The sequence below is a fragment of the Streptomyces sp. NPDC050388 genome (assembly GCF_040655635.1).
Taxonomy (GTDB): domain Bacteria; phylum Actinomycetota; class Actinomycetes; order Streptomycetales; family Streptomycetaceae; genus Streptomyces.
On the sequence record NZ_JBFAKH010000001.1, the window covers coordinates 251,470 to 273,084 of the forward strand.

Consider the following 21,615-nt stretch of genomic DNA (forward strand, 5'->3'; position numbering starts at 1 on the left):
GGCCCGCCGGGCGTCACCACGCACGCGGCCGGACGGGCGCTTGTGACTTCATAGGAGCTTGGTCCAGAAGCCCCGTCACTGTCTTGTCCACCCGCCCGACCGGCGCGTGCCGCCCTCGGAACGGACACGCCACAAGGACGGACATGACCAGCATGACGCACGACGGCCCGCAGATCACCGGCGGAGTCGACACCCACGGACTGACCCACCACGCCGCCGTGATCGACCCCGTCGGCCGGCACCTGGCCGACCGGGAGTTCCCCGCCACCATCCGCGGCTACCGGAACCTGCTGGACTGGATGCGCTCGCACGGCACACTGGGCGTGGTCGGGGTGGAAGGCACCGGCGCCTACGGGGCCGAGCTGGCCCGGGTGCTCACCGCGGCCGGAGTCACGGTCATCGACGTCGACCGCCCGGACCGCAAGACCCGGCGGATGAAGGGCAAGTCGGACCCGATCGACGCCTACGCCGCCGCGATGGCCGTCCTGTCCGGGCGGGCCACCGGTGTCCCCAAGAGCCGGGACGGCGTGGTCGAAGCGGTCCGCGTCCTGCGGATCGCCCGCCGCAGCGCGGTCAAGGCCCGCACTCAGGCGATGAACCAGATCCGCACCGTGCTGGTGTCCGCACCGGCGATGCTGCGCGAACAGGTCGCCGGCCTGGACCGGGCCGCGCTGATACGCACCCTGGCCCGGTTGCGGCCCGGCGACGACCTGTCCCGCCCGCTGGCCGCCACCCGGGCCTCACTGCGGCGTCTGGCTCGCCGCCACCAGGCGCTGGACTGTGAGATCGCCGAGCTGGACGCGGAGATCGGCCCACTGGTCAAGCAGGCGGCCCCACAGCTGCTGGAGCTGTTCGGCGTCGGCCCCGAGACCGCAGGCCAGCTGCTGGCCTCCGCCGGGGACAACCCGCAGCGGATGCGCTCGGAGGGCGCGTTCGCGCACCTGACCGGCGTCGCACCGATCCCCGCGTCGTCCGGCCGCACCCACCGCCACCGCCTCAACCGAGGCGGCGATCGGGCCGCGAACAACGCCCTGCACACCATCGTGCTGGTCCGCATGCGCTACGACGAACGCACCCGCGCCTACGTCGAGCGCCGCACCAAGGAGGGGCTGAACAAGAAGGACATCATGCGCTGCCTCAAGCGATTCGTCGCCCGCGAGGTCTACCGCGCGCTGACCAGCACACCAACCGAACGAATCAGTCAAAACGACCTTGCTCCTGCGGCTTGACGTCTATAGGAGCATCACCAACAGGCATGGACACAGGCGGTCAGAGTGCAGCAGCGCGCAGGACCTCAACTGCGCTACTCTCGCCTCGTGTTTAAACCCGGACACGCCAAAGGACCGTGCGTCTCGACTCTGGCAAGCGATCACACGGTCACGCGGCGTCTCGGATCTCGAATCAACTTAAGGAGGTTGAAGATGCGCGAGCCAGGCGAGCAGCCGCATACATCCCGAGATGCGTCCACCGTACCGTCAAGCACATGGCAATGCAATGCGTTACACGGGACGGCTGGCACGGAAGAGCCGACACGACACACCCGCGACGCGTGGAAGCACCCAGCGGGCTTGGCAGCAGTGGTCAGCGCTTTGGCCAGTCTCATCACCGCATTGGCCCTACTGATCAAGTAGCCCCGGCGTGCCCCCGGCGTGCCCGTACGAGCGGCACGCCGGGGGCGCGAGGAGGGAGCCACGGGGAAGCTGAGGGGAAGCCACAGGTCAGGAGCTGCGCAGATGAGGAAGCGTCCGCGTACGCGATCTTCCAAACTAGCTACGCGGGTTCGATTCCCGTCGCCCGCTCCGCACGGCTCAGGGTCGGGCCGGAGGGTTCTTCCTCCGGCCCGACCCTGACCGCGTTCCCGCCGCCTCCGCGGCCTTCGTCACTCGTCGGCGCGGTAGAGCTTGATGTCCTTGCCGGCGAAGAGGTGGACACAGCCGCAGCGCCGGCAGATCGGACCGGCGGCGCTCTCGTCGGCCCGGGCCGGCTCCATGAACTCCGTGCCGGATCCGTTGAGCAGGACCTCCCGGCCCCGGAACAGGTCTCCTCGGCGGATCCGGCAGCCGAGCCGGACATCACCCGGTGCCCCGCGCACCGGCTTCGCCATCGCGCGAACGCCCTCGGGGGTCAGAAGCTGATCGAGCTGATCGTGTCCGCTATCGAGTCGAGGAAGCGGTTGATCGACGGGGCCATGCCGGTCGAGGCGAGGAAGAAGCCGAAGAGGATCGCGACGATCGCGGGTCCGGCCTTGATGGACCCCCCTCTGATCAGCACCACAAGGACGATCGCCAACAGCACCACGACAGACAGTGAAATGGCCACAACTGATCACACCCTCGGTCGGTCCGCTTCGCCGGCCCGGGCGACGCATCCCCGCGCACCCCGCCAGAACCATCGTGCCACCAACAGGGCCGTCCTATGCGGCGAGTGACGCACCGTTCACTCCCCTTCGGCCGTGCCTCGCGTGCGCGCACCCTCCCCGCGAAGCACCCGCACCGGCCCGTGCGGAGCACGCGCGGAGCCGACGCTGCGACATCGCACAGCAATTCGATGCGACCCCCGCACGGGGAATTCGACCGTATCGTCGCCGCCCTCGCACAACATTTTCTCAGCTATTTCGAATTACCCCCACGCGTACCCCGACGAGCCCCCCGGCAGCCCGCGAAGCGACTCGAAACAGACATCCAACCGGACCTGCCCGGCAGACATATGCGCCACTTCGCCCGGAATGATGACGCCAAAAGGGGCCCGTGGAGCACGGGAACCCTTGCCCGCGCGATGTGTCGGCCGTCACTCCCACAAAGCCGTCTGCATTCGCGGATCGCGGGTATCCGGATTCGACGACCAGGAATGACGTGGGAGTTTTACGAATACCCACGCCGAACGCTAGGGTGCCTCAGATGTTCCACGCTGCCTCGTCCCCCGCAAGCGCAGCGAGCACACCGATCCCCTCCCCGAGTTCCTGGCGGGTGGTTCGGTGACGGACTCGCTGCAACCGAACGGCAACCGCAGGACGCCACTTCCCCCGGCCGAACCGCCGGACCCCGGAGCGCCGGGCCCGCGCACGGAGGACACACGGAGCACGCAGAAGGCGAAGGCCGTCTCCGGCAAGCGGCGGGACGCGTTCTTCGACAACGCCAAGTACCTGGCGATCGTGCTGGTGGCCGTGGGCCACTTCTGGGAGCCCATCAAGGGTGACAGCCGGGCCATGGAAGCCGCGTACACCGTCGTGTACTCGTTCCACATGCCGGCCTTCATCATCATCTCCGGCTACTTCTCGCGCAGTTTCGACATGCGCCCCGACCGGCTGCGGCGGCTGATCACCGGCGTCGCCGTGCCGTACATCATCTTCGAGACGACGTATCCGCTCTTCAAGCGCGTCGTCGACAACGACCCGCAGCAGGAGATCAGCCTCCTCGACCCCTGGTACCTCACCTGGTTCCTGTGCGCGCTGTTCGTCTGGCGGCTGACCACACCGATCTGGAAGGCGGTGCGCCACCCGCTGCCGCTCGCGCTCGGCATCGCCATGCTGGCGAGCGTCTCCCCCCGGATCGGCGACGACCTCGATCTCCAGCGGGTCCTGCAGTTCCTGCCGTACTTCGTGCTCGGCCTGTGCATGAAGCCCGAGCACTTCCGGCTGGTGCGCCGCCGGTCGGTACGGATCGCGGCGGTGCCGGTCTTCGCGGCGGCGCTGGCCTTCGGCTGGTGGGCGGTGCCGCGGATGCACACCGGGTGGTTCTACCACCGTGACTCCGCACAGGAGTTGGGTGCCCCGTGGTGGGCCGGTCCCGTCATGATGCTGGCGATGTTCGGCTGCTCCGTGCTGCTGACCGCCTGCTTCTTCGCCTGGGTACCGGGCCGCCACATGTGGTTCACCGCGCTCGGCGCGGGCACGCTCTACGGCTACCTGCTGCACGGCTTCGTGGTGAAGGCCGGTGAATACCGGGGCTGGTTCGAGCCCTCCGTGCTGCACGAGCCGGTCGGCGCGGTCGCCGTGACCGTGTTCGCGGCCGTCCTGGTGACGTTCCTGTGCTCCAGGCCGGTGCAGCGGGTCTTCCGGTTCGCGATGGAACCGAAGATGGAATGGGCCTTCAAGCGGGATGCCGCACAGTCGGCCCGCGACCGCGAGCGCGAACCCCGTGAGAAGCGGGACGGCCACGAGGAGCGGGACGGCCGGGAAAAACAGGAGACGCAGGAGACGGTCTCCGCCTAGTCGGCCGGCGCGGGGCGGTCGGGTCGCGTCCCCGCCACGAGGCCGAGGAGTGTGCGCATCCGCGCGTACTTCTCGGCCAGTCGGCCGCGGGTCGCCTCGTCCAGCGCCGCCAGCCGCGCCGGATCGGCGTTGTGCGCCAGGTCCGCCTCCTTCACCAGCAGGGCGCCCGGGGTCGCGAGGATGCGGGCCGCGTAGACCTCGGGCGGCTCCCCGGACCGCTTGGTGACCGCGAGGACGATGTCCCGGGTCCGCCGGCTCAGTGCCGCCTCCCTGAGCCACTGCTCCGAGAGCTTGCCGTCCTCGACGGCGTCGTGCAGCCAGGCCGCCGCGATCTGCTCCTCGTCGCCGCCGCGGTCCCGGACGCCCTCGGCGACGGCCCGCAGGTGCTCGGCGTACGGCAGGCCCGCCTTGTCGGTCTGGCCCTCGTGCACGGCACGGGCGATGGCCTCGACCTGGGCGGGGGTCAGCAGGTTGCGCGGTGTCTCGGTCACCCCTCCAGTGTCCCCGCCCCCGCCGTGCCGCACGGGCCGGGCGGGGCAGGAGAGTGGTGGGGGCCGCCGGCCCGGGCGCGGGGAACCGGGGTCAGCGGGACAGGGCGGCCGTGCTGCCCTCGCGACAGATCAGCAGCAGCGCACGGTCGTCGTTGACGTCCTTGGCGACCGCCTCGATGAGGTGCCAGGCCGCTCCGTGGAAGCCACCGGCGACATAGCGGTCGGCCTCACCGGTGAGGCGGTCGATGCCCTCGACGATGTCCCGGTCCGACGTCTCCACCAGGCCGTCGGTGAACAGCATCAGCACGTCCCCGGGACGCAACGAGCCTTTCACCGGGTCGAACTGGGCGCCGTCGTACACGCCCAGCAGCGGGCCGTCGCCCGACTTCTCCTCCCAGCGGCCGCTGCCCGCGCTGAGCTGGAGACCCGGCGGATGCCCCGCGGAGTACAACTCGTAGTCGCCGGAGTCCAGGTCGAGGACGAGGTGGATGGAGGTGGCGAAGCCCTCCTGCCACTCCTGGCGGAGCAGGTAGCCGTTGGCGGCCGGCAGGAAGGCGTGCGGCGGGAGACTGCCGAGCAGGCCGCCGAAGGCACCGGACAGCAGCAGGGCGCGCGAGCCCGCGTCCATGCCCTTGCCCGACACGTCGGTCAGGACGACCTCCAGCGTGCGCCCGCCGTTGGTGCGGGCCGCGACCACGAAGTCGCCGGAGAAGGACTGGCCGCCGGCCGGACGCAGGGCCATCTCCCGGTGCCATCCGCTCGGCAGGGCCGGCAACTGGCTCTGCACCCTGATGCGTTCACGCAGGTCGAAGAGCATGGTGCCGCCGCGCCGCCAGGGCACGCCCACCCGGCTGCGGAACTGGGCGACGACCAGTCCGAAGAAGCCGCAGGCGGCCACGGTGAGGACGACGCCCGGAGTCACCCTGGACGCGCCCTCGGTGTACGGGCCGAGTCGGACGGCCTCCACGATCAGTGCCGTCGCCGCCGCCGCGTACAGGCCGAGCAGACTCGCCGGGCGGAGCAGCAGCCCGCCGACGACGATCGGCAGCACCAGTGCGGACGGTGCGAACCAGACGGAGTTGGCGAGCGTCGCGGCCGAGATGAGCGGGATCGTCAGCAGCAGCCCGGCAAGGGCTATCCAGTCGGAGCCGTCCCCGCGGAAGTAGTCGACGGCGGCCCGGCGCACGCCGACGCGGGCCCGGTGCCACTGCTTCTTCACCCGGGCCGTGAGCGTGTCGGCTGCCGCGCGCCTCTCTCGTCCTGCTGCCATCAGTTCGGGACCCTATCCATCGGAGCGACCACTTGGCACGGGAGGTCCTGGTTGTCCCCCGTCCGGGGACCGACTTCACAGTGAACTTCACCGGGCGCCCTGGTGTGGTCGTCCGGCGGAAATTGTGCCGGACGTCCCGCACCGCCCGCCCGCCGCGCACCGGCCCCGCCCCGCCGGGCCGGTCTCACCGGTGCTGGCAGGCCGGGCACCAGAAGAGATTGCGGGCGGCGAGGCCGGCGGTGCGGATCTCCTCGCCGCAGATGTGGCAGGGCTGATGGGCCCTGCGGTAGACATACACCTCACCGCCGTGGTCGTCGACACGTGGCGGGCGGCCCATCGCCTCCGGAGTGTGTTCCGGGCGGACGGTGTCGATCCGGTTGTTGCGGACGCCCTCCCGCATGAGCCCGACCAGGTCGGTCCACAGGGCGTCCCACTCGGCGGGGGTGATGTCCCGGCCCGCGCGGTACGGGTCGATACCGTGCCGGAAGAGGACCTCGGCGCGGTAGACGTTCCCCACGCCGGCGATGAGCTTCTGGTCCATGAGGAGCGCGGCGATCGTCGTACGGCTGCGGCTGATCCTGCGGTACGCGGCGTCCGGGTCCGCGTCCGGGCGCAGCGGGTCGGGGCCGAGACGGTCGTGTATCGCCCGCTTCTCGGTGTCCGTGATCAGGGCGCAGGTGGTGGGCCCGCGGAGATCGGCGTACGACGCGTGGTGCGTGAGGCGCAGCCGGACGGTGTCCGTGGGCGGGGGCGCGGGGGCCGGGCCCAGGGCGACCTTGCCGAAGAGGCCGAGGTGGATGTGGACCCAGTCGGTGTGCTCGGGGTCGGGGTCGCGGAAGCCGAGGAAGCCGAGGAAGCCGAGGAAAAGGTGCTTGCCGTGGGCTTCGGCGGTGTGCAGGACGGTGCGGTCCAGGAGGGCGGCGGCGTCGCTGAACTTGCCCTGGGGGCTGGAGACCCGAAGAGGGGTGCCGTCGGAGAAGGCCCCGGCGTAATCCTCGGCCAGCCGGTGAATGGTGTGGCCCTCCGGCACGGGTTCGCTCCCCTCCCTCTCGACTCTCTCAGCCCGCTCGGCCTACCCGCCCTCCCGTCCGGCCTACCCGCCCTCCCGCCCGGCTTTCTCCGCCCCCGGCCGGGTCACTGCTGGGGGTGGTGGGGCGGGATCGGGGGGAGGTCGCCGGTGGTCTCGTAGTCCGCGAGCATGTCGATGCGGCGGATGTGGCGCTCGTCGCCCGAGAACGGGGTGCCCAGGAAGACCTCGACGAACTTCGTCGCCTCGTCCGAGGTGTGCATGCGCGCACCGATCGCGACCACGTTGGCGTTGTTGTGCTGGCGGCCCAGCGCCGCGGTCTCCTCGCTCCACGCCAGGGCCGCTCGTACGCCCTTCACCTTGTTCGCGGCGATCTGCTCACCGTTGCCGGAGCCACCGATCACGATGCCGAGGGCGTCGGGGTCGGCGGCGGTCCGCTCGGCGGCGCGGAGGCAGAAGGGCGGGTAGTCGTCCTGGGCGTCGTAGATGTGGGGCCCGCAGTCGACGGGCTCGTGACCCGCGTCCTTGAGCCACTCGGCGAGGTGGTTCTTGAGTTCGTATCCGGCATGGTCGGAACCGAGGTACACGCGCATGGTCCGAGTGTGACACGCGGGATCGCGGGCAGGCGCGTGGGGGCGTGTGACACGGCTCCCAGACACAGCTCCGGGACACGGCTCCCCGGCCGTCACCGACGCGGAAGGGGGCCGCCCGGGCGCTGTGCGTGCGCCCGGACGGCCCCCTTCCGGGGACGATCGAGAAGTCACCGCTTGTTGACGAACCGCCAGGCGGTCGGCAGCACGCCCATCGCCAGGGCCGCCTTCAGGGCGTCACCGATGAGGAACGGGGTGAGGCCCGCCGCGATCGCGGCGGAGGCGGACATGCCGGTGGCCAGCGCCAGGTAGGGCACGCCGACGGCGTAGATGACCGCCGAGCCCAGCAGCATGGTGCCCGCCATCCGCCACGCGGAGCGGTCGGCCCCGCGACGGGCCAGGGAGCCCACGACGGCCGCGGCCAGCAGCATGCCCAGGACGTAGCCGAACGACGGCGCCCCGTAGCCCGACGCGCCCTCGGCGAACCACGGCACACCCGCGACGCCCGCCATCGCGTACAGCGCGAGGGAGAGGAGACCACGGCGGGCACCGAGGGTGGTGCCGACGAGCAGCGCGGCGAAGGTCTGGCCGGTCACCGGCACCGGGGACCCGGGGACCGGGACGGCGAGCTGGGCGGCGACGCCGGTGAGCGCGGCACCGCCGACCACGAGGGCCACGTCCCGCACACGGGAGGCCGGGACGAGGTCGGCAAGGACCAGACCGACGCGGGCCCCGCCTTCCTGGGGCAGGGCGGACGAGGCGGCAGCGGTGCTCATGGGGACTCCGCGGGGTGAGGAGGCTGGGGACGACAGCGACGCTATCCCAGCGTCCTCGAGCCGATCACCGTCAGCGCTCGACAAAGGCGCCGCCACGCGGATGGTGGGCTCCGGACAAAGAACGCGCCCAACCCGGGCAACGGCGTGATACCGGTCACGGGGGTGACATGGCCTCTCCCACAGGGGCCGCCCGGCCGGCGTCTGTAGGGTCTCGCCAAACCGGCCACCCTCGCACCACGCCCGGTCCCTCGCCGGGCGACCCACCGGCCACCCGCCGGTAACCGGACTGCAACCCTCCGTATGACACGTGTCCATATGGTGGGCAGCTCCTCCGCCGGGCGGGAGCGGCCGCCCAAACTGACGGGGTTTCATCGTCTCCCGCATTGGACGAGCCGTGCCCGTTCCCAGCACCTCCGTCGAGACACCGCCGCAGCGGGAGGAGTCCTCCCTCTCGCACGGCCTGAAGCAACGCCATCTGTCGATGATCGCCCTGGGCGGGGTGATCGGGGCCGGCCTGTTCGTCGGCTCCGGTGCGGGCATCGCGGCCGCCGGGCCGTCGATCGTCCTCGCCTACACCCTCTCCGGCCTGCTGGTCATGCTGGTGATGCGGATGCTCGGCGAGATGTCGGCCGCGCATCCGTCGTCCGGTTCCTTCTCGGCGCACGCCGAGCGGGCCATCGGGCCCTGGGCGGGCTTCACGGTGGGCTGGGCGTTCTGGGTGCTGCTGTGCACGGCCGTCGGCCTGGAGGGCATCGGTGCCGCGAAGATCGTCACCGGCTGGCTCCCGGGCACGCCCGAGTGGGCGTGGGTGGCGCTGTTCATGGTGGTGTTCTGCGGCACGAACCTCGCGGCCGTGAAGAACTTCGGCGAGTTCGAGTTCTGGTTCGCGGCACTGAAGGTCGGCGCGATCTCCCTGTTCCTGGTGCTCGGGGTGCTGGCCCTCACGGGCGTGCTGCCGGGCACCGACTCCCCGGGCGCCTCGAACCTCACCGATCTGTTCCCGAACGGCGGCGAGGGGCTGGTGATCGGCCTGCTCGCCTCCGTCTTCGCGTACGGCGGTCTGGAGACGGTCACCATCGCCGCGGCCGAGTCGGAGAACCCGGTCAAGGGCGTCGCCGTCGCGGTCCGCACCGCGATGTGGCGGATCGCGCTGTTCTACATCGGTTCGATGGCGGTCATCGTGGCCCTGGTCCCGTGGGACTCGCCGACGGTGGTCGAGAGCGGCCCGTACGTCGCCGCCCTGGACCGGCTCGGCATCCCGGGCGCCGGTCAGCTGATGAACGTCGTGGTGCTGGTGGCGTTGCTGTCCGCGATGAACGCCAACATCTACGGCGCCTCGCGCATCGCCTACTCCCTGGTGGAGCGCGGGCCGGGCCCGAAGGCACTGGGCCGGGTGTCGGGCGGGGTGCCGCGGCTCGCCGTGCTGGCCTCCTCGGTCTTCGGGTTCCTGTGCGTGCTGCTGAGCTACTGGCGGCCCGACGACGTCTTCTCCTGGCTGCTGAACATGATCGGCGCGGTGATCCTGGTCGTCTGGATCTTCATCGCCGTCTCGCAGCTGCGGCTGCGGCGCATCCTGGAGCGCGAGGCGCCGGAGAAGCTGGTGGTGCGGATGTGGGCGTTCCCGTGGCTGACGTGGATCGCGCTGGCCGGGATGGCGGGCGTCTTCGTCCTCATGGCCCGGGAGCCGGGCACGCGCGTGCAGCTGTACTCGACGGGCGGCATGGTCCTGGTCCTGGCGGCCGTGGGCTACGCCTGGCAGCGGGCCCGGAAACGGGCCGGCACCGGGAGCTGACGCCCTCCCCAAGCCCCCTCCCGCGACGGCGAGGGCCCTCGACAGGACGCATCGTCCGGCCGAGGGCCTTTCCTATGCCCGCGTGCGTCCCGGGCACACGATCCACCCTCTTCTGCTGCTAGCGTGCAGTTGCAACACCATGGCAGTAAGAGGTTCGTGGGACCCGGCACTCCAGGGGCCCGCAAGGCCCCGATGAGCGTCCTGCCTCGTGATCGTCTTCTCACCGTTCACCCGGCAGGCGGAAAAAGGGAAGCCCCCGCGAGGACAGGACTCGCGGGGGCTTCCGGTATGCGGTGTTCCGGGTCAAAGTGTCACATGACGACACCCAGGACCATGAAACTGCCCTGCTGGACGTGCGACGCCGACCAGCAGCACCGTCAACTGAACAAGGCCGAGCAGGACTGGCTCAAGGAGCGGCTGGGCCGCACGGGCGTGAACGAGTTCTGGCTCTGCCAGAACGTGCTGGACCCGGACACCGGCAGGCAGTGCCGCAACCTGCGCACGGGGTTCGTCATGAAGCCGTTCCCCGAGGCCGTCCGCGTGCCCGTCCCCGAGTGACCCGCCCCGGAGCGACCCTTCGCCGTCACAGGTTGCTGAAGTCCGGGCCCTTCGTGCGGGTGCGCTTGATCTCGTAGAAACCGGGGACGGAGGCCACGGCGAGGGTGCCGTCCCAGAGGCGGGCCGCCTCCTCGCCCTGGGGCGCGGGGGTGACGACCGGGCCGAAGAAGGCGATCTGCTCGCCGTCCGCGCCGGGCACGGCGATGACCGGGGTGCCGACCTCCTGGCCGACCTTGTCGATGCCCTCCTGGTGGGAGGCGCGCAGCTGGGGCTCGTACGGGGTGGAGTCCCAGTGCTCCATAAGGGAGTCGGGCAGGCCGACCTCCTTCAGGGCGGCCGCGACGGCCTCCTTCTCCGGACCCTCGCCCTGGTTGTGGATGCGGGTGCCGAGCGCGGTGTAGAGGTCGCCGAGCACCTCGGCGCCGTGCTCCTGCTCGGCCGCGGCGACGACACGGACGGGCCCCCAGGCCTTGGTCTCGAGCATCTCGCGGTACTCCTCGGGCAGCTCGTCGAGCTTGTCCTCGTTGAGGACCGCGAGGCTCATCAGGTGCCAGCGGACCTTGACGTCCCGCACCTTCTCCACCTCCAGCATCCAGCGGGAGGTCATCCAGGCCCAGGGGCACAGCGGGTCGAACCAGAAGTCGACAGGGGTGGCGGGGGCGGCGGCAGGGGACGCGTCGGGCATGTCGCTCCTCAGTGGGGAAGTTCGGGGCGGGTGTTTCCCCCGGGAAACACCCGGACTCCCCCCGGTCATTCCCGGCTGCCCCTGGTCAGGGGCGCATGGCAGGATCGGTGTTGTCCAGCCCTGTCGACGACGACGTACGAGGAGTCCGCCCGTGCCCGGTGAGAACCTGACCCGTGACGAGGCCCGGGAGCGGGCCGCACTGCTGTCGGTGGACGGGTACGAGGTGTCCCTCGACCTGCGCTCCGCGACCGACGGAGCGAACGGCGGGGACGGAGGGAACAGTGGGGCCGGTGGGGACGGCGCGGCCGGGCCGCACACCTTCCGCTCGGTGACGACCCTCCGGTTCCGCTGCGCGGAGCCGGGCGCGAGCAGCTTCGCGGACCTGATCGCGCCGAGCGTGACGGCCGTCTCCCTCAACGGGCGGGATCTCGACCCCGGAGAGGTGTTCGACGGCTCCCGGATCCTGCTGGAGGACCTGGCCGCCGACAACGAGCTGATCGTCGACGCCCGGTGCGCGTACTCCCGTACCGGCGAGGGCATGCACCGCTTCGTCGACCCCGAGGACGGCGAGGTGTACCTCTACACCCAGTACGAGCCGGCCGACGCCCGGCGCGTCTTCGCCAACTTCGAGCAGCCCGACCTCAAGGCCCCCTACCGCTTCGAGGTGCGGGCCCCCGAGGGCTGGACGGTGTGGAGCAACGGCGCCGGGGAACTCGCCGACGGTGTCTGGCGGTTCGCGGAGACCAAGCCGATCTCGACGTACATCACGTGCGTGGTCGCCGGGCCGTACCACTACGTCACGGACACCTACGAGCGTGAACTGCCCGACGGCACGCGGCTGGAGATCCCGCTCGGCGCGATGTGCCGCAAGGGTCTCGCGCCGCACTTCGACGCCGACGACGTGTTCCTGGTGACCAAGCAGGGCCTGGACTTCTTCCACGACCACGTCGACTACCCGTACCCCTTCGGGAAGTACGACCAGGCGTTCGTGCCCGAGTACAACCTGGGTGCGATGGAGAACCCCGGACTCGTCACGTTCCGGGAGGAGTTCATCTTCCGCGGCAAGGTCACGCAGGCGTCCTACGAGGGCCGGGCCAACGTGATCCTGCACGAGATGGCGCACATGTGGTTCGGCGACCTGGTCACCATGGAGTGGTGGGACGACCTGTGGCTCAAGGAGTCCTTCGCCGACTTCATGGGCGCGTTCTCGCTCGTGGGCGCCACCCGTTTCACCGACGGCTGGATCACCTTCGCCAACCGCCGCAAGGCCTGGGCGTACCGCGCGGACCAGCTGCCGTCCACGCATCCGATCACCGCCGACATCCGCGACCTCCAGGACGCCAAGCTCAACTTCGACGGCATCACCTACGCCAAGGGTGCCTCCGTACTGAAGCAACTGGTGGCGTACGTCGGCCAGGACGCCTTCCTGGAGGGTGCCCGCCGCTACTTCAAGCGGCACGCGTACGGCAACACCCGCCTCGGTGACCTGCTGTCGGTCCTCGAGGAGACCAGCGGGCGGGACATGGCGGCCTGGACGCGGTCCTGGCTGCAGACGGCAGGGGTCAACTCCCTGACGCCCCAGGTGCTGTTGGGCGCGGACGGCAGGGTCGGGGAACTCGCGGTGCTGCAGGAGGCCGCGGAGTCGCACCCCGAACTGCGCCCGCACCGCGTCGCGGTGGGCCTGTACCGGCGCACGGCCGACGGCACGCTGGAGCGGTACGCGCGCGCCGAGGCGGACGTCGACGGGGCGCGTACCGTGGTCGCCGAGCTGGCGGGCGCCGAGGCGCCCGAGCTGGTGCTGGTCAACGACGACGACCTGACGTACTGCAAGATCCGCTTCGACGAGACCTCGCTGGCCACGCTCCGCGCGCACCTGGACACGCTGACCGACCCCCTGGCCCGTGCCCTGTGCTGGTCGGCGCTGTGGAACATGACGCGGGACGCGCTGCTGCCCGCGCGGGAGTTCGTGGACCTGGTGCTGCGGTTCGGCGGGCGCGAGTCCGACATCGGTGTGCTCCAGATGCTGCACGCCTGGGCCGAGTCGGCGCTCGTCCACTACGCGGCGCCCGCCTGGCGGGAGACGGGCGGCCGGCTGCTCGCCGAGGGAGCCCGGCGCGAGCTGGAGGCCGCCGCGCCGGGCAGCGAGCAGCAGCTGGCCTGGGCCCGCTTCTTCGCCCGGTCGGCCGGCGCGCCGGGCGACTTCCAGCTGCTCCAGGAGCTGCTGTCGGGCACGGTGACGGTCGACGGGCTCGACGTCGACCAGGAGCTGCGCTGGGCGTTCCTGGAGCCGCTGGCCGCGCACGGGCTCGCCGACGAGAAGGCGCTGGCCGAGGAGCTGGCCCGGGACGACACCGCCTCCGGCAAGCGCCACCAGGTCCGCTGCCTGGCCGCCCGCCCGTCGGCGGAGGTGAAGGCGCGGGCGTGGGAGCAGGTCGTGGAGTCGGACGAGCTGTCCAACGCGCTGGTGGAGGCGACGATCGCGGGCTTCGCCCAGCCCTCGCAGCGGGAGCTGCTCGCGCCGTACGCGGAGAAGTACTTCGCGGTGATCGAGCGGGTGTGGACCGAGCGGTCGATCCAGATCGGCATGGACGTGGTGCGGGGCCTGTTCCCCGAGCTGCGGGACTCGCCCCGGACGCTGGACGCGACGGACGCCTGGCTCGCGGCCCACGAGGACGCGGCCCCGGCGCTGCGCCGTCTGGTGCTGGAGGCCCGGGACGACCTGGCGCGGGCGCTGCGCGGCCAGGCGTGCGACGCGGCGGCGGGCTGACCCACGCTGCGGCGGCCGACTGACACCCACCCGCTCCCGGCGTGATCCCACCCCTGGGACACACGCTCCGTGACCGTTACGGAGTTCGGGCAATGGCAACCGTAACCCCTGGTCCCACCCGAACGGGCCAGGGGTTTTCGGCATCCGAACAAGCGTCCTTTAGGACGGCCTTGTCCCTGATTGTCGACGGCTCTGTAACAGGGGTTCGAGGGCGGACGCGACGCGGGGACATTGCCGGACATGAACCACGAGACCCCGCTCTTCCCCCGCTCCCTGCACCACCTGGCCGCCGGCACCCGGCGCGTGCTGACGACCGCCCAGCTCCGCTCGCACGGCGTCTCCGCCGCGGAGGCCGACGACCGGTGCCGCCCCGGCGGCACCTGGCGGCAGCTCCTCCCCGGCGTCGTCCTGCTCCACCCGGGCCCGCCGACCAGCGAGGAGCGGCTGCACGCGGTACTGATGTACACGGCGCGGGAGCGGTCCGTGCGGGTCCCCGACCAGCCCGGTCCGGCCGACTCGACGGTGCCCCGTTACGAGGAGGCGATGATCACCGGGCTGGCCGCGCTGACCCTGCACGGCTTCTCCTCCGCTCCCCCGCTGCCCTCCCTGGACGCCTTCGACGTGCTGGTGCCGCGGCTGCGCCGGCTGCGCTCCACGGGCTGTGTCCGCATCGTCCGCACGCCGGTGCTGCCGGTCCCCGTGCAGGTGGCGGGCGTGCCGGTGGCGCCGGTGGCGCGGGCGCTGGCCGACGCGGTGGCCGGTCTGGACGACGCGGCCGCGGTGCGCCGGCTGCTGACGGAGGCCGTGGCCGACGGCCACTGCGACGCGGCCACGGTGGTGCGGGAGCTGACCGGCGCGAAGCTCCTGAACCGGCCGCACGTGGTGAACGCGGTGGACTCGCTGGTGGCCGAGGGCCGCGCGGTCGCGGAGGACCGGCTGTACCGGATGGTGCGGGAGCACGGTCTGCCCGACCCGGTGTGGAACGTCGACCTGCGCCTGCCGGGCGGCCCCCACCTCGGCGGTCTGGACGCTTACTGGCCCGACCAGGCCGTGGCGCTCGTGCTGGACACCCGAACGTCCCGGCAGGGCCCCTCCCAGGAGGACGTGTGGTTCGAGTACGCCCGCGAACGTGAGCTCCTGGAGCGGCTCGGCATCACCGTCGTGCACCTCACCCCGGGCAAGCTGCGGGACGCGGCGGAGCAGCAGGCGGCGGTGGTCCGTACGGCGCTGACGGCCGCGGACGACCGCGAACCCGCCGCCTACGTCGTGGTGCTGCCCCGCTGATCCGGCCCCGCTTCCTACGCCTTGAGCAGGAGTTCCGTGTTGCGGTCCCCCGGGTCACCGGCCAGGTCGGTGCGGGCACCCGGGGCGTTGTAGGACAGTTCGCGGTAGAGGGCGGCCAGGCCGGTCTGGGTGAGGTCGTCGTGGTCCGTGCGGGACGGGGCCGCGGACTCGACCAGGGTGGTGAAGAGGGACAGCGTGCCGTCCTCGTTGTCCACCAGCTCGATGACGCGGGCGAGGTGGGGGAAGTCGATGTGGGAGGCGGTGGAGATCTCCCAGAAGGAGCCGGCGGGGCCGGTGTGCGGGGTGATGGCGTTGCGGTGGATGTGACCGTTGACCCAGGCCACCACGTTGCGGTGCCGGCCGAGGAGCGCGAGGAGTTCCCTGCCGTCGTGGCGCCGTTCGTCGGGACGGGCCGGGTCGCGGTGCGTGTTCGTCATCGATGCGCTGGTGTGGTGGCTGAAGATGATCGCGCGGGAGTCCTCGTGGGTCCGCAGGGTCCGCTCCAGCCAGCGCAGTTGGGCCGTGCCGAGGGAGCCCGTGTAGTGGCCGCCCGGGTCGGTGGTGTCGAGGCTGATCCCGATGACGTCGTCGGAGACGCGGAACGCGTAGTACTGGGTGCCCGCGTCGAGGTTGGCGGCGGTGTAGCCGTGGCCCACCGGGCCGAATCCGCGGTGCGCGGGGTCCAGGTGCGCCTTCAGGTACTCGGTGGGGGTGAACGGGGCGCGCGCCTCGTCGGGGGTGACCGAACGCATGGCGCGGGCGTGGGTCTTCAGGAACTCGCCGTACTGGACGCCCCGGGGGTCGGTGGCCTTCTTGATGGTCTGCTGGAGCTTCTTCGCCTCGGCCGCCGGTATCTCCATCAGCTTCCGGCCGCCGACGGCGAGTTCGGTGAGGTGGGAGTCGCCGTGGGAGGCGTAGCAGCCGAGCGGCATCGTGTCGTGGTTACCGACGGTGGAGTACCAGGGAAGGTTGAGGCCGGGACTGTTGACCTCGCGGACGGCCGCCGCGAGGAAACCGCCCAGGTGCGGGAAGCCGAGTTGCTTGTCGGCGTCGCGGACGGCGGTGTCCGGCTGCCAGTACTGCCGCAGACCGCTGTTCTGGACGCCTTCGTAGTGGCGCGGGTCCCCGGAGTTGGGGGTGACGCGGCCACCGCTGAGCACCGTCAGGAACCAGTCCAGTTCGGTGCGGGTGTTGTTGTCCGTGTTGTCGCCGGTGGTCATAGCGAAGTGCAGCGGGGAGCCGGTGACGGGGGCGCCGCGCAGCGCGTTGATCCGCTCGACGAGCGCGACCGCGCCGTGCACGGTGAGCGCCTCCTGGGGCCGCCAGGCGCGCACATCGGTGGAGCGCAGGTACTCCAGGCGCAGCGGATGCTGCGTATCGAGCAGGTGCAGGTCGGTGAGCTGCACGAACGCCGCCAGCGTGGTGCGGCGGTCGTCCCTGCCGGGGCGGGCCGCGGCCAGTTCGCCGCGCACCACCCGCCCCCAGCCCTGCCCTTCGTCGAGGCGCCGGTAGCCGGATGCACCGCGCGGGGCGGACACCCCTTCGAGGGTGGTGCCCCGGGTGTACGGGGCGAGCGGGGCGGCCGGTGCCTGGCGGGAGGAGGCGTGCACGGTCCCGTCCGGGGCGGCGTCCGCCGCGACGGCCTCGCCGCCGGGCCGCAGGGCGTAACCGACGCCGGCGGAGAGGGCCACCGCGCCGGTGGCGGCGAGGACGGAACGGCGGTGGAATCCAGTGGGGTCGGCGACTGGGCGTATGCGCGGCATGGCGCTTCTCTCCCCGGGTGCGAACGCGTCGGCAGTGGTCGCGGGGTGCTCGCCGGGCGAACGTCCCGCTCGTACTGGATGCTTGGCAGCGGGAATGGCCTGCGTGTGAACGCGGCGGCAACGCGCGACGCCGATCGCCGTACGTGGATCTTGGACCACCCCGCCTGTCGGAACCCGCTTCCGCACCGGCCCGAACCCGGTCACTCCGCGTTCACTTCACGGGAGATCCGGGTCACAGAATGTGAACCTGATGGCGATGATCGGCACAACTGCCCGATCGAGGTCGTGGGCCTCGATCGGTCGCCCCCCTGCGGTCAGCCCTCCGCGCGCTCCGCGACCCGTCCCGCGGCCGGCCGTTCCCGCCACAGCCGCAGCGCGATGTCGACCAGGCGGATCCGGACCAGTTCCGGGACGGCGTCCAGGGGCTGCCAGGCGGCCAGTTCGGTGGAGCCGCCGACCTCGTTGCGCAGTTCGCCGCCGATGATCCGCCCCTCGTAGACCAGCCGTACGCCGTGGTGGTCGACGGGGCGGCTCAGGCGGCCGCCGGGGAAGGTGCGCCGACTGGAGTTCACGCCGAGCAGTCCGGTGACCTCGATGTGGTAGCCGGTCTCCTCCTCGACCTCCCGCCGCACGGTGTCGTAGGGGTCCTCGCCGTGCTCCATGCCGCCGCCCGGCAGGACCCACTCAGGGGCGCCTCCGGGCACCGGGGACCGGGCCAGCAGCAACTGCCCGTCGCGCACCACCACGGCGTAGGCCGCCACCCGCAACTTCTCTCGCACCCGGGGACGTTACCCCGACGACCGCCGGACCGGCAGGCGAGTAACCGACAACGGGTCACCGCCGTACGACGCGACCGCGCGCACGACTTGCCCGGTTCATCACCCGACACCCGATACGCGCATAGCGGGTTTTCCCCACACATCCATTTCGATTCGGCCAACCCTCCCCAAACACCTGTCCCTTGCGTAAGGCTCAGCGATCGTCCGGGATCGCATTCCGGACGACCGCGGCCAGGGTCGATCAGCTCCGGTCGCTCCACGATGGTGCCTTTACCTGCAAGGGATGCCGATGACCCATTCCTCCCAGCGCGAAGCGATATCGGGCACGAGACGCGTCGCCCGTATCGCCCTGGCCGCCGGTCTCGTCGCCGCGCTCAGCGCGGTCGGACCGATACCCCTGGCGGTCGCCGCTGCCGCGCCGACCGCCTCACCCGTCGACGGTGACGTCAAGCCCTCGCCCGACAAGCTCGGTTCGAAGGACGCGGACCTGCTCGCCGAGGCCAAGGCGGACGGCGTCAAGAACGTCACGATGATGATCGCCACCGCCCCCGGCAAGACCAAGCAGGTCGCCGAGCAGCTGGACGCGGTCAAGGGCGGTTCGGTCGGCCGGACCCACGACGCGCTCGGCTACGTCCGCGCCACCGTCCCCACCGCCAAGGCGGACTCGGCCATCGCCGCCGCCGCGAAGCTCTCCACCGTGCACGGCATCGACCTGCGCGAGGAGATCCCGCTGGACGACCCGACGCCCGGCGCGGACACCACGAAGGGCGCCGCCGGCAAGGGCGGCAAGGGCGGTTACTCGGCTCCCGACAAGCGGACCCCCGCCAAGAACCCGTACAACCCGTCCTTCGAGACCGGCGCCGTCGACTTCGTCAAGGACAACCCGAAGGCGGACGGCCGCGGTGTCACCATCGGCGTCCTCGACACGGGTGTGGACCTCGCCCACCCGGCGCTGCAGAAGACCACCACCGGCGAGCGGAAGATCGTCGACTGGGTGACGGCGACCGACCCGCTCGTGGACGGCGACCGCACCTGGCGCCCGATGACCGAATCGGTGTCCGGCCCCACCTTCACCCACGAGGGAAAGACCTGGACGGCGCCCGAGGGCTCGTACCGGATCAGCACGTTCAAGGAGTCGTACACCATCGGCGGTGACGCGGGCGGTGACGCCAACCGCGACGGCGACACCACCGACTCCTGGGGCGTGCTGTACGACGCGGCGGCCGGCACGGTCCGCGTCGACCTGAACAACAACCAGGACTTCTCCGACGACACCCCGATGAAGCCGTACAAGGACGGCTTCCAGATCGGGTACTTCGGCACCGACGACCCGGCCACCGAGGTCGCCGAGCGCCAGCCGTTCGTCGTGGAGATCCGCAAGGACGTCGTCCACAACGCGGCCGGCGCCAAGGCCGACTTCGTCAACATCGGCCTCATCCAGGGCTCGCACGGCTCGCACGTGGCCGGCATCACCGCGGCCAACGGGCTGTTCGGCGGCAAGATGAACGGCGCCGCCCCCGGCGCGAAGATCGTCTCCTCCCGCGCCTGCACCTGGTCCGGCGGCTGCACCAGCGTGGCGCTCACCGAGGGCATGATCGACCTCGTCGCCAACCGCGGTGTCGACATCGTCAACATGTCCATCGGCGGTCTGCCGGCGCTGAACGACGGCAACAACGCCCGCGCCGAGCTCTACAACCGCCTCATCGACACCTACGGCGTCCAGCTGGTGATCTCCGCGGGCAACTCCGGCCCCGGCGCCAACACCATCGGCGACCCCGCCCTGGCCGACAAGGTCATCTCGGTCGGCGCGACCATCTCCAAGGAGACGTGGGCCGCCAACTACGGCTCCGAGGTGAAGAAGAAGTACGCCATGATGCCGTTCTCCTCGCGCGGTCCGCGTGAGGACGGCGGCTTCACGCCGACGCTCGTCGCGCCCGGTGCGGCGATCAACACCATCCAGACCTGGTCGCCGGGCGCGCCGGTCGCCGAGGCGGGTTACGGCCTGCCCGCCGGTTACGGCATGCTCCAGGGCACCTCGATGGCCTCCCCGCAGGCCGCCGGTGCCGCCGCGCTGCTGCTGTCGGCCGCGAAGCAGAAGCGCGTCGACCTGACGCCCGCGAAGCTGCGCACCGCCCTCACCTCCACCGCCGAGCACATCAAGGACGTGCAGGCCTACGAGGAGGGCGCAGGCCTCATCGACATCGAGGACGCCTGGGACGCGATCCGCGACGGGGCCACCGCGCACGAGTACACGGTCGAGGCGCCGGTCGACACCGCGATCGACCAGTTCCTGAAGACCCCGGGCTCCGGCACCGGCCTCTACGACCGTGAGGGCGGCCTCAAGGCCGGTCAGAAGAAGACGTACGACATCACCGTCACCCGTACGTCCGGCCCCGACCGCGCGATCCGGCACAAGCTCGGCCTCGAGAACAACGCCGGCAACACCTTCCGCATCCTCGGCGACCGCGACGTGCAGCTGTCGCTGAACAAGCCGGTGACCGTCAAGGTTCAGGCCGAGCCCCGCTCGGCCGGCCTGAAGAGCGCGATCCTCGAGGTCGACGACCCGCGCACCGAGGGCGTCGACCGGCAGATCCTGAACACCGTGGTCGTCTCGGCGCCGCTGAAGCACACCTTCTCCGCCTCCGGTACGGCCCAGCGCAACAGCACCACCTCCTACTTCGTCACCGTGCCCGAGGGCGCGAAGACGCTGGAGATCGCGCTCGGCGGGCTGAAGGCCACGAGCCAGACCCGGTTCATCGCCATCCACCCCTACGGCGTCCCGTCCGACCCGACGTCGACGGTCAACTGCTACCCGAACTACAACAACCCGGCCAACACCTGCCGTCCCGACGTGCGTTCGTACGCGGACCCGCAGCCGGGCGTCTGGGAGATCGAGGTCGAGTCGCGCCGCACCTCGCCGCTGCTCGACAACCCGTACAAGCTGGACGTCGCCGTGCTCGGCGCGGTCTTCGCCCCGGAGACCGTGACCGTGCCGGAGGCGAAGGTCGGCACTCCGGCCGACGTCTCCTGGAAGGTGACCAACCAGGCCGCCGCCCTGGACGGCAAGCTGGTCGGCGGCCCGCTCGGCTCGGCCAAGACCGACCGGCCGACCATCAGCACGGGCGACGTCCACACCACCACGGTCGAGGTGCCCGCGGGCGCCGCATCGCTCGACGTGGCCATCGGCAACGTCACCGACACCGCCGCCGACCTGGACCTGGCGGTCTACAACGCCGCCGGCACCCGCGTCGCCCAGTCCGCCGACGGCGACTCGGAGGAGGCGGTCTCCATCGCCAAGCCGGCCGCCGGTACGTACACCGTCCAGGTCGTGGGCTACTCCGTCCCGGCCGGTTCCGCCGAGTACGACTACCGGGACGTGTTCTTCTCCGCCACGCTCGGCGAGGTCACGGTCGACGGGGCCACGTCGGTGAAGCTCGGCACGGGCGACTCGGCCACCGTCTCCGGCAGCGTCACGGCGGTCGCGGCGGCCCCCGAGGGACGTGAGTTCTTCGGACGGGTCCAGCTGGTCAACGCGCGCGGCACGGTCGCGGGCACGGGCAGCGTGACGATCGAGAAGGTCGTGCCGTAGCCGACGGCCACCACCGAGGGGCGGGCGTCCACCA

General features: G+C 71.3%; 17 protein-coding genes. 7 read left to right on the top strand and 10 right to left on the bottom strand.

Annotated features, from left to right (window positions below; translation table 11 throughout):
* Positions 1 to 152: 152 nt before the first annotated feature.
* Positions 153 to 1,229, top strand: a complete 1,077-nt coding sequence (locus AB0I73_RS01145; RefSeq protein ID WP_363032605.1) for an IS110 family transposase — start codon at positions 153 to 155, stop codon at positions 1,227 to 1,229.
* 650 nt (positions 1,230 to 1,879) lie between these two features.
* On the opposite strand, the gene AB0I73_RS01150 is transcribed toward AB0I73_RS01145, so the two are convergent.
* Positions 1,880 to 2,104: a hypothetical protein gene (locus tag AB0I73_RS01150; RefSeq protein WP_363032463.1), complete on the bottom strand. Its 225-nt coding sequence runs from the start codon at positions 2,102 to 2,104 to the stop codon at positions 1,880 to 1,882.
* Between the two features lie 20 nt (positions 2,105 to 2,124).
* On the bottom strand, positions 2,125 to 2,319 hold the full coding sequence (locus tag AB0I73_RS01155; RefSeq protein WP_109379105.1) for a hypothetical protein: 195 nt from the start codon (positions 2,317 to 2,319) through the stop codon (positions 2,125 to 2,127).
* Positions 2,320 to 2,974: 655 nt separating this feature from the next.
* Here AB0I73_RS01155 and AB0I73_RS01160 point away from each other — a divergent pair.
* Positions 2,975 to 4,210: an acyltransferase family protein gene (locus tag AB0I73_RS01160; protein WP_363032465.1), complete on the top strand. Its 1,236-nt coding sequence runs from the start codon at positions 2,975 to 2,977 to the stop codon at positions 4,208 to 4,210.
* Here the strand turns inward: AB0I73_RS01160 and AB0I73_RS01165 are convergent.
* From AB0I73_RS01165 to AB0I73_RS01185, 5 genes are all read right to left on the bottom strand, one after another.
* On the bottom strand, positions 4,207 to 4,701 hold the full coding sequence (locus AB0I73_RS01165) for an HD domain-containing protein (protein ID WP_363032467.1): 495 nt from the start codon (positions 4,699 to 4,701) through the stop codon (positions 4,207 to 4,209). The two genes, AB0I73_RS01160 and AB0I73_RS01165, sit on opposite strands and share 4 nt — an antisense overlap.
* A gap of 91 nt (positions 4,702 to 4,792) precedes the next feature.
* Positions 4,793 to 5,971, bottom strand: coding sequence for a PP2C family protein-serine/threonine phosphatase (locus AB0I73_RS01170; RefSeq protein ID WP_363032469.1), 1,179 nt, complete (start codon positions 5,969 to 5,971; stop codon positions 4,793 to 4,795).
* A 184-nt stretch (positions 5,972 to 6,155) separates the two neighbouring features.
* Entirely contained in the window at positions 6,156 to 7,001 is an 846-nt protein-coding gene (locus tag AB0I73_RS01175) for a DNA-formamidopyrimidine glycosylase family protein (protein ID WP_363032471.1), read from the bottom strand.
* 104 nt (positions 7,002 to 7,105) lie between these two features.
* A complete protein-coding gene (locus AB0I73_RS01180) occupies positions 7,106 to 7,591 on the bottom strand; it encodes a ribose-5-phosphate isomerase (protein ID WP_363032473.1) in 486 nt (161 codons plus the stop codon).
* A 167-nt stretch (positions 7,592 to 7,758) separates the two neighbouring features.
* Positions 7,759 to 8,364 (bottom strand): biotin transporter BioY, encoded by a 606-nt coding sequence (locus AB0I73_RS01185; RefSeq protein ID WP_363032475.1) that lies wholly within the window; start codon positions 8,362 to 8,364, stop codon positions 7,759 to 7,761.
* A 394-nt stretch (positions 8,365 to 8,758) separates the two neighbouring features.
* Here AB0I73_RS01185 and AB0I73_RS01190 point away from each other — a divergent pair, with 394 nt between their 5' ends.
* A complete protein-coding gene (locus tag AB0I73_RS01190; RefSeq protein WP_363032477.1) occupies positions 8,759 to 10,156 on the top strand; it encodes an amino acid permease in 1,398 nt (465 codons plus the stop codon).
* 315 nt (positions 10,157 to 10,471) lie between these two features.
* Positions 10,472 to 10,714, top strand: a complete 243-nt coding sequence (locus AB0I73_RS01195; RefSeq protein ID WP_363032479.1) for a hypothetical protein — start codon at positions 10,472 to 10,474, stop codon at positions 10,712 to 10,714.
* Positions 10,715 to 10,739: 25 nt separating this feature from the next.
* Here AB0I73_RS01195 and AB0I73_RS01200 read toward each other — a convergent pair whose 3' ends face one another.
* On the bottom strand, positions 10,740 to 11,399 hold the full coding sequence (locus AB0I73_RS01200) for a DsbA family protein (protein WP_363032481.1): 660 nt from the start codon (positions 11,397 to 11,399) through the stop codon (positions 10,740 to 10,742).
* Between the two features lie 151 nt (positions 11,400 to 11,550).
* Between AB0I73_RS01200 and pepN the strand changes: the two genes are divergently transcribed.
* Complete coding sequence (pepN, locus tag AB0I73_RS01205; RefSeq protein ID WP_363032483.1) at positions 11,551 to 14,166, top strand: aminopeptidase N; 2,616 nt, start codon at positions 11,551 to 11,553, stop codon at positions 14,164 to 14,166.
* A gap of 240 nt (positions 14,167 to 14,406) precedes the next feature.
* Positions 14,407 to 15,450, top strand: coding sequence for a hypothetical protein (locus tag AB0I73_RS01210; protein WP_363032485.1), 1,044 nt, complete (start codon positions 14,407 to 14,409; stop codon positions 15,448 to 15,450).
* A 14-nt stretch (positions 15,451 to 15,464) separates the two neighbouring features.
* Here AB0I73_RS01210 and AB0I73_RS01215 read toward each other — a convergent pair whose 3' ends face one another.
* Positions 15,465 to 17,213 (bottom strand): TIGR03767 family metallophosphoesterase, encoded by a 1,749-nt coding sequence (locus AB0I73_RS01215; RefSeq protein ID WP_363032487.1) that lies wholly within the window; start codon positions 17,211 to 17,213, stop codon positions 15,465 to 15,467.
* A gap of 314 nt (positions 17,214 to 17,527) precedes the next feature.
* Entirely contained in the window at positions 17,528 to 17,992 is a 465-nt protein-coding gene (locus tag AB0I73_RS01220) for an NUDIX hydrolase (RefSeq protein ID WP_363032489.1), read from the bottom strand.
* Between the two features lie 289 nt (positions 17,993 to 18,281).
* Here AB0I73_RS01220 and AB0I73_RS01225 point away from each other — a divergent pair, with 289 nt between their 5' ends.
* Complete coding sequence (locus AB0I73_RS01225) at positions 18,282 to 21,581, top strand: S8 family serine peptidase (RefSeq protein WP_363032491.1); 3,300 nt, start codon at positions 18,282 to 18,284, stop codon at positions 21,579 to 21,581.
* Positions 21,582 to 21,615 lie beyond the last annotated feature (34 nt).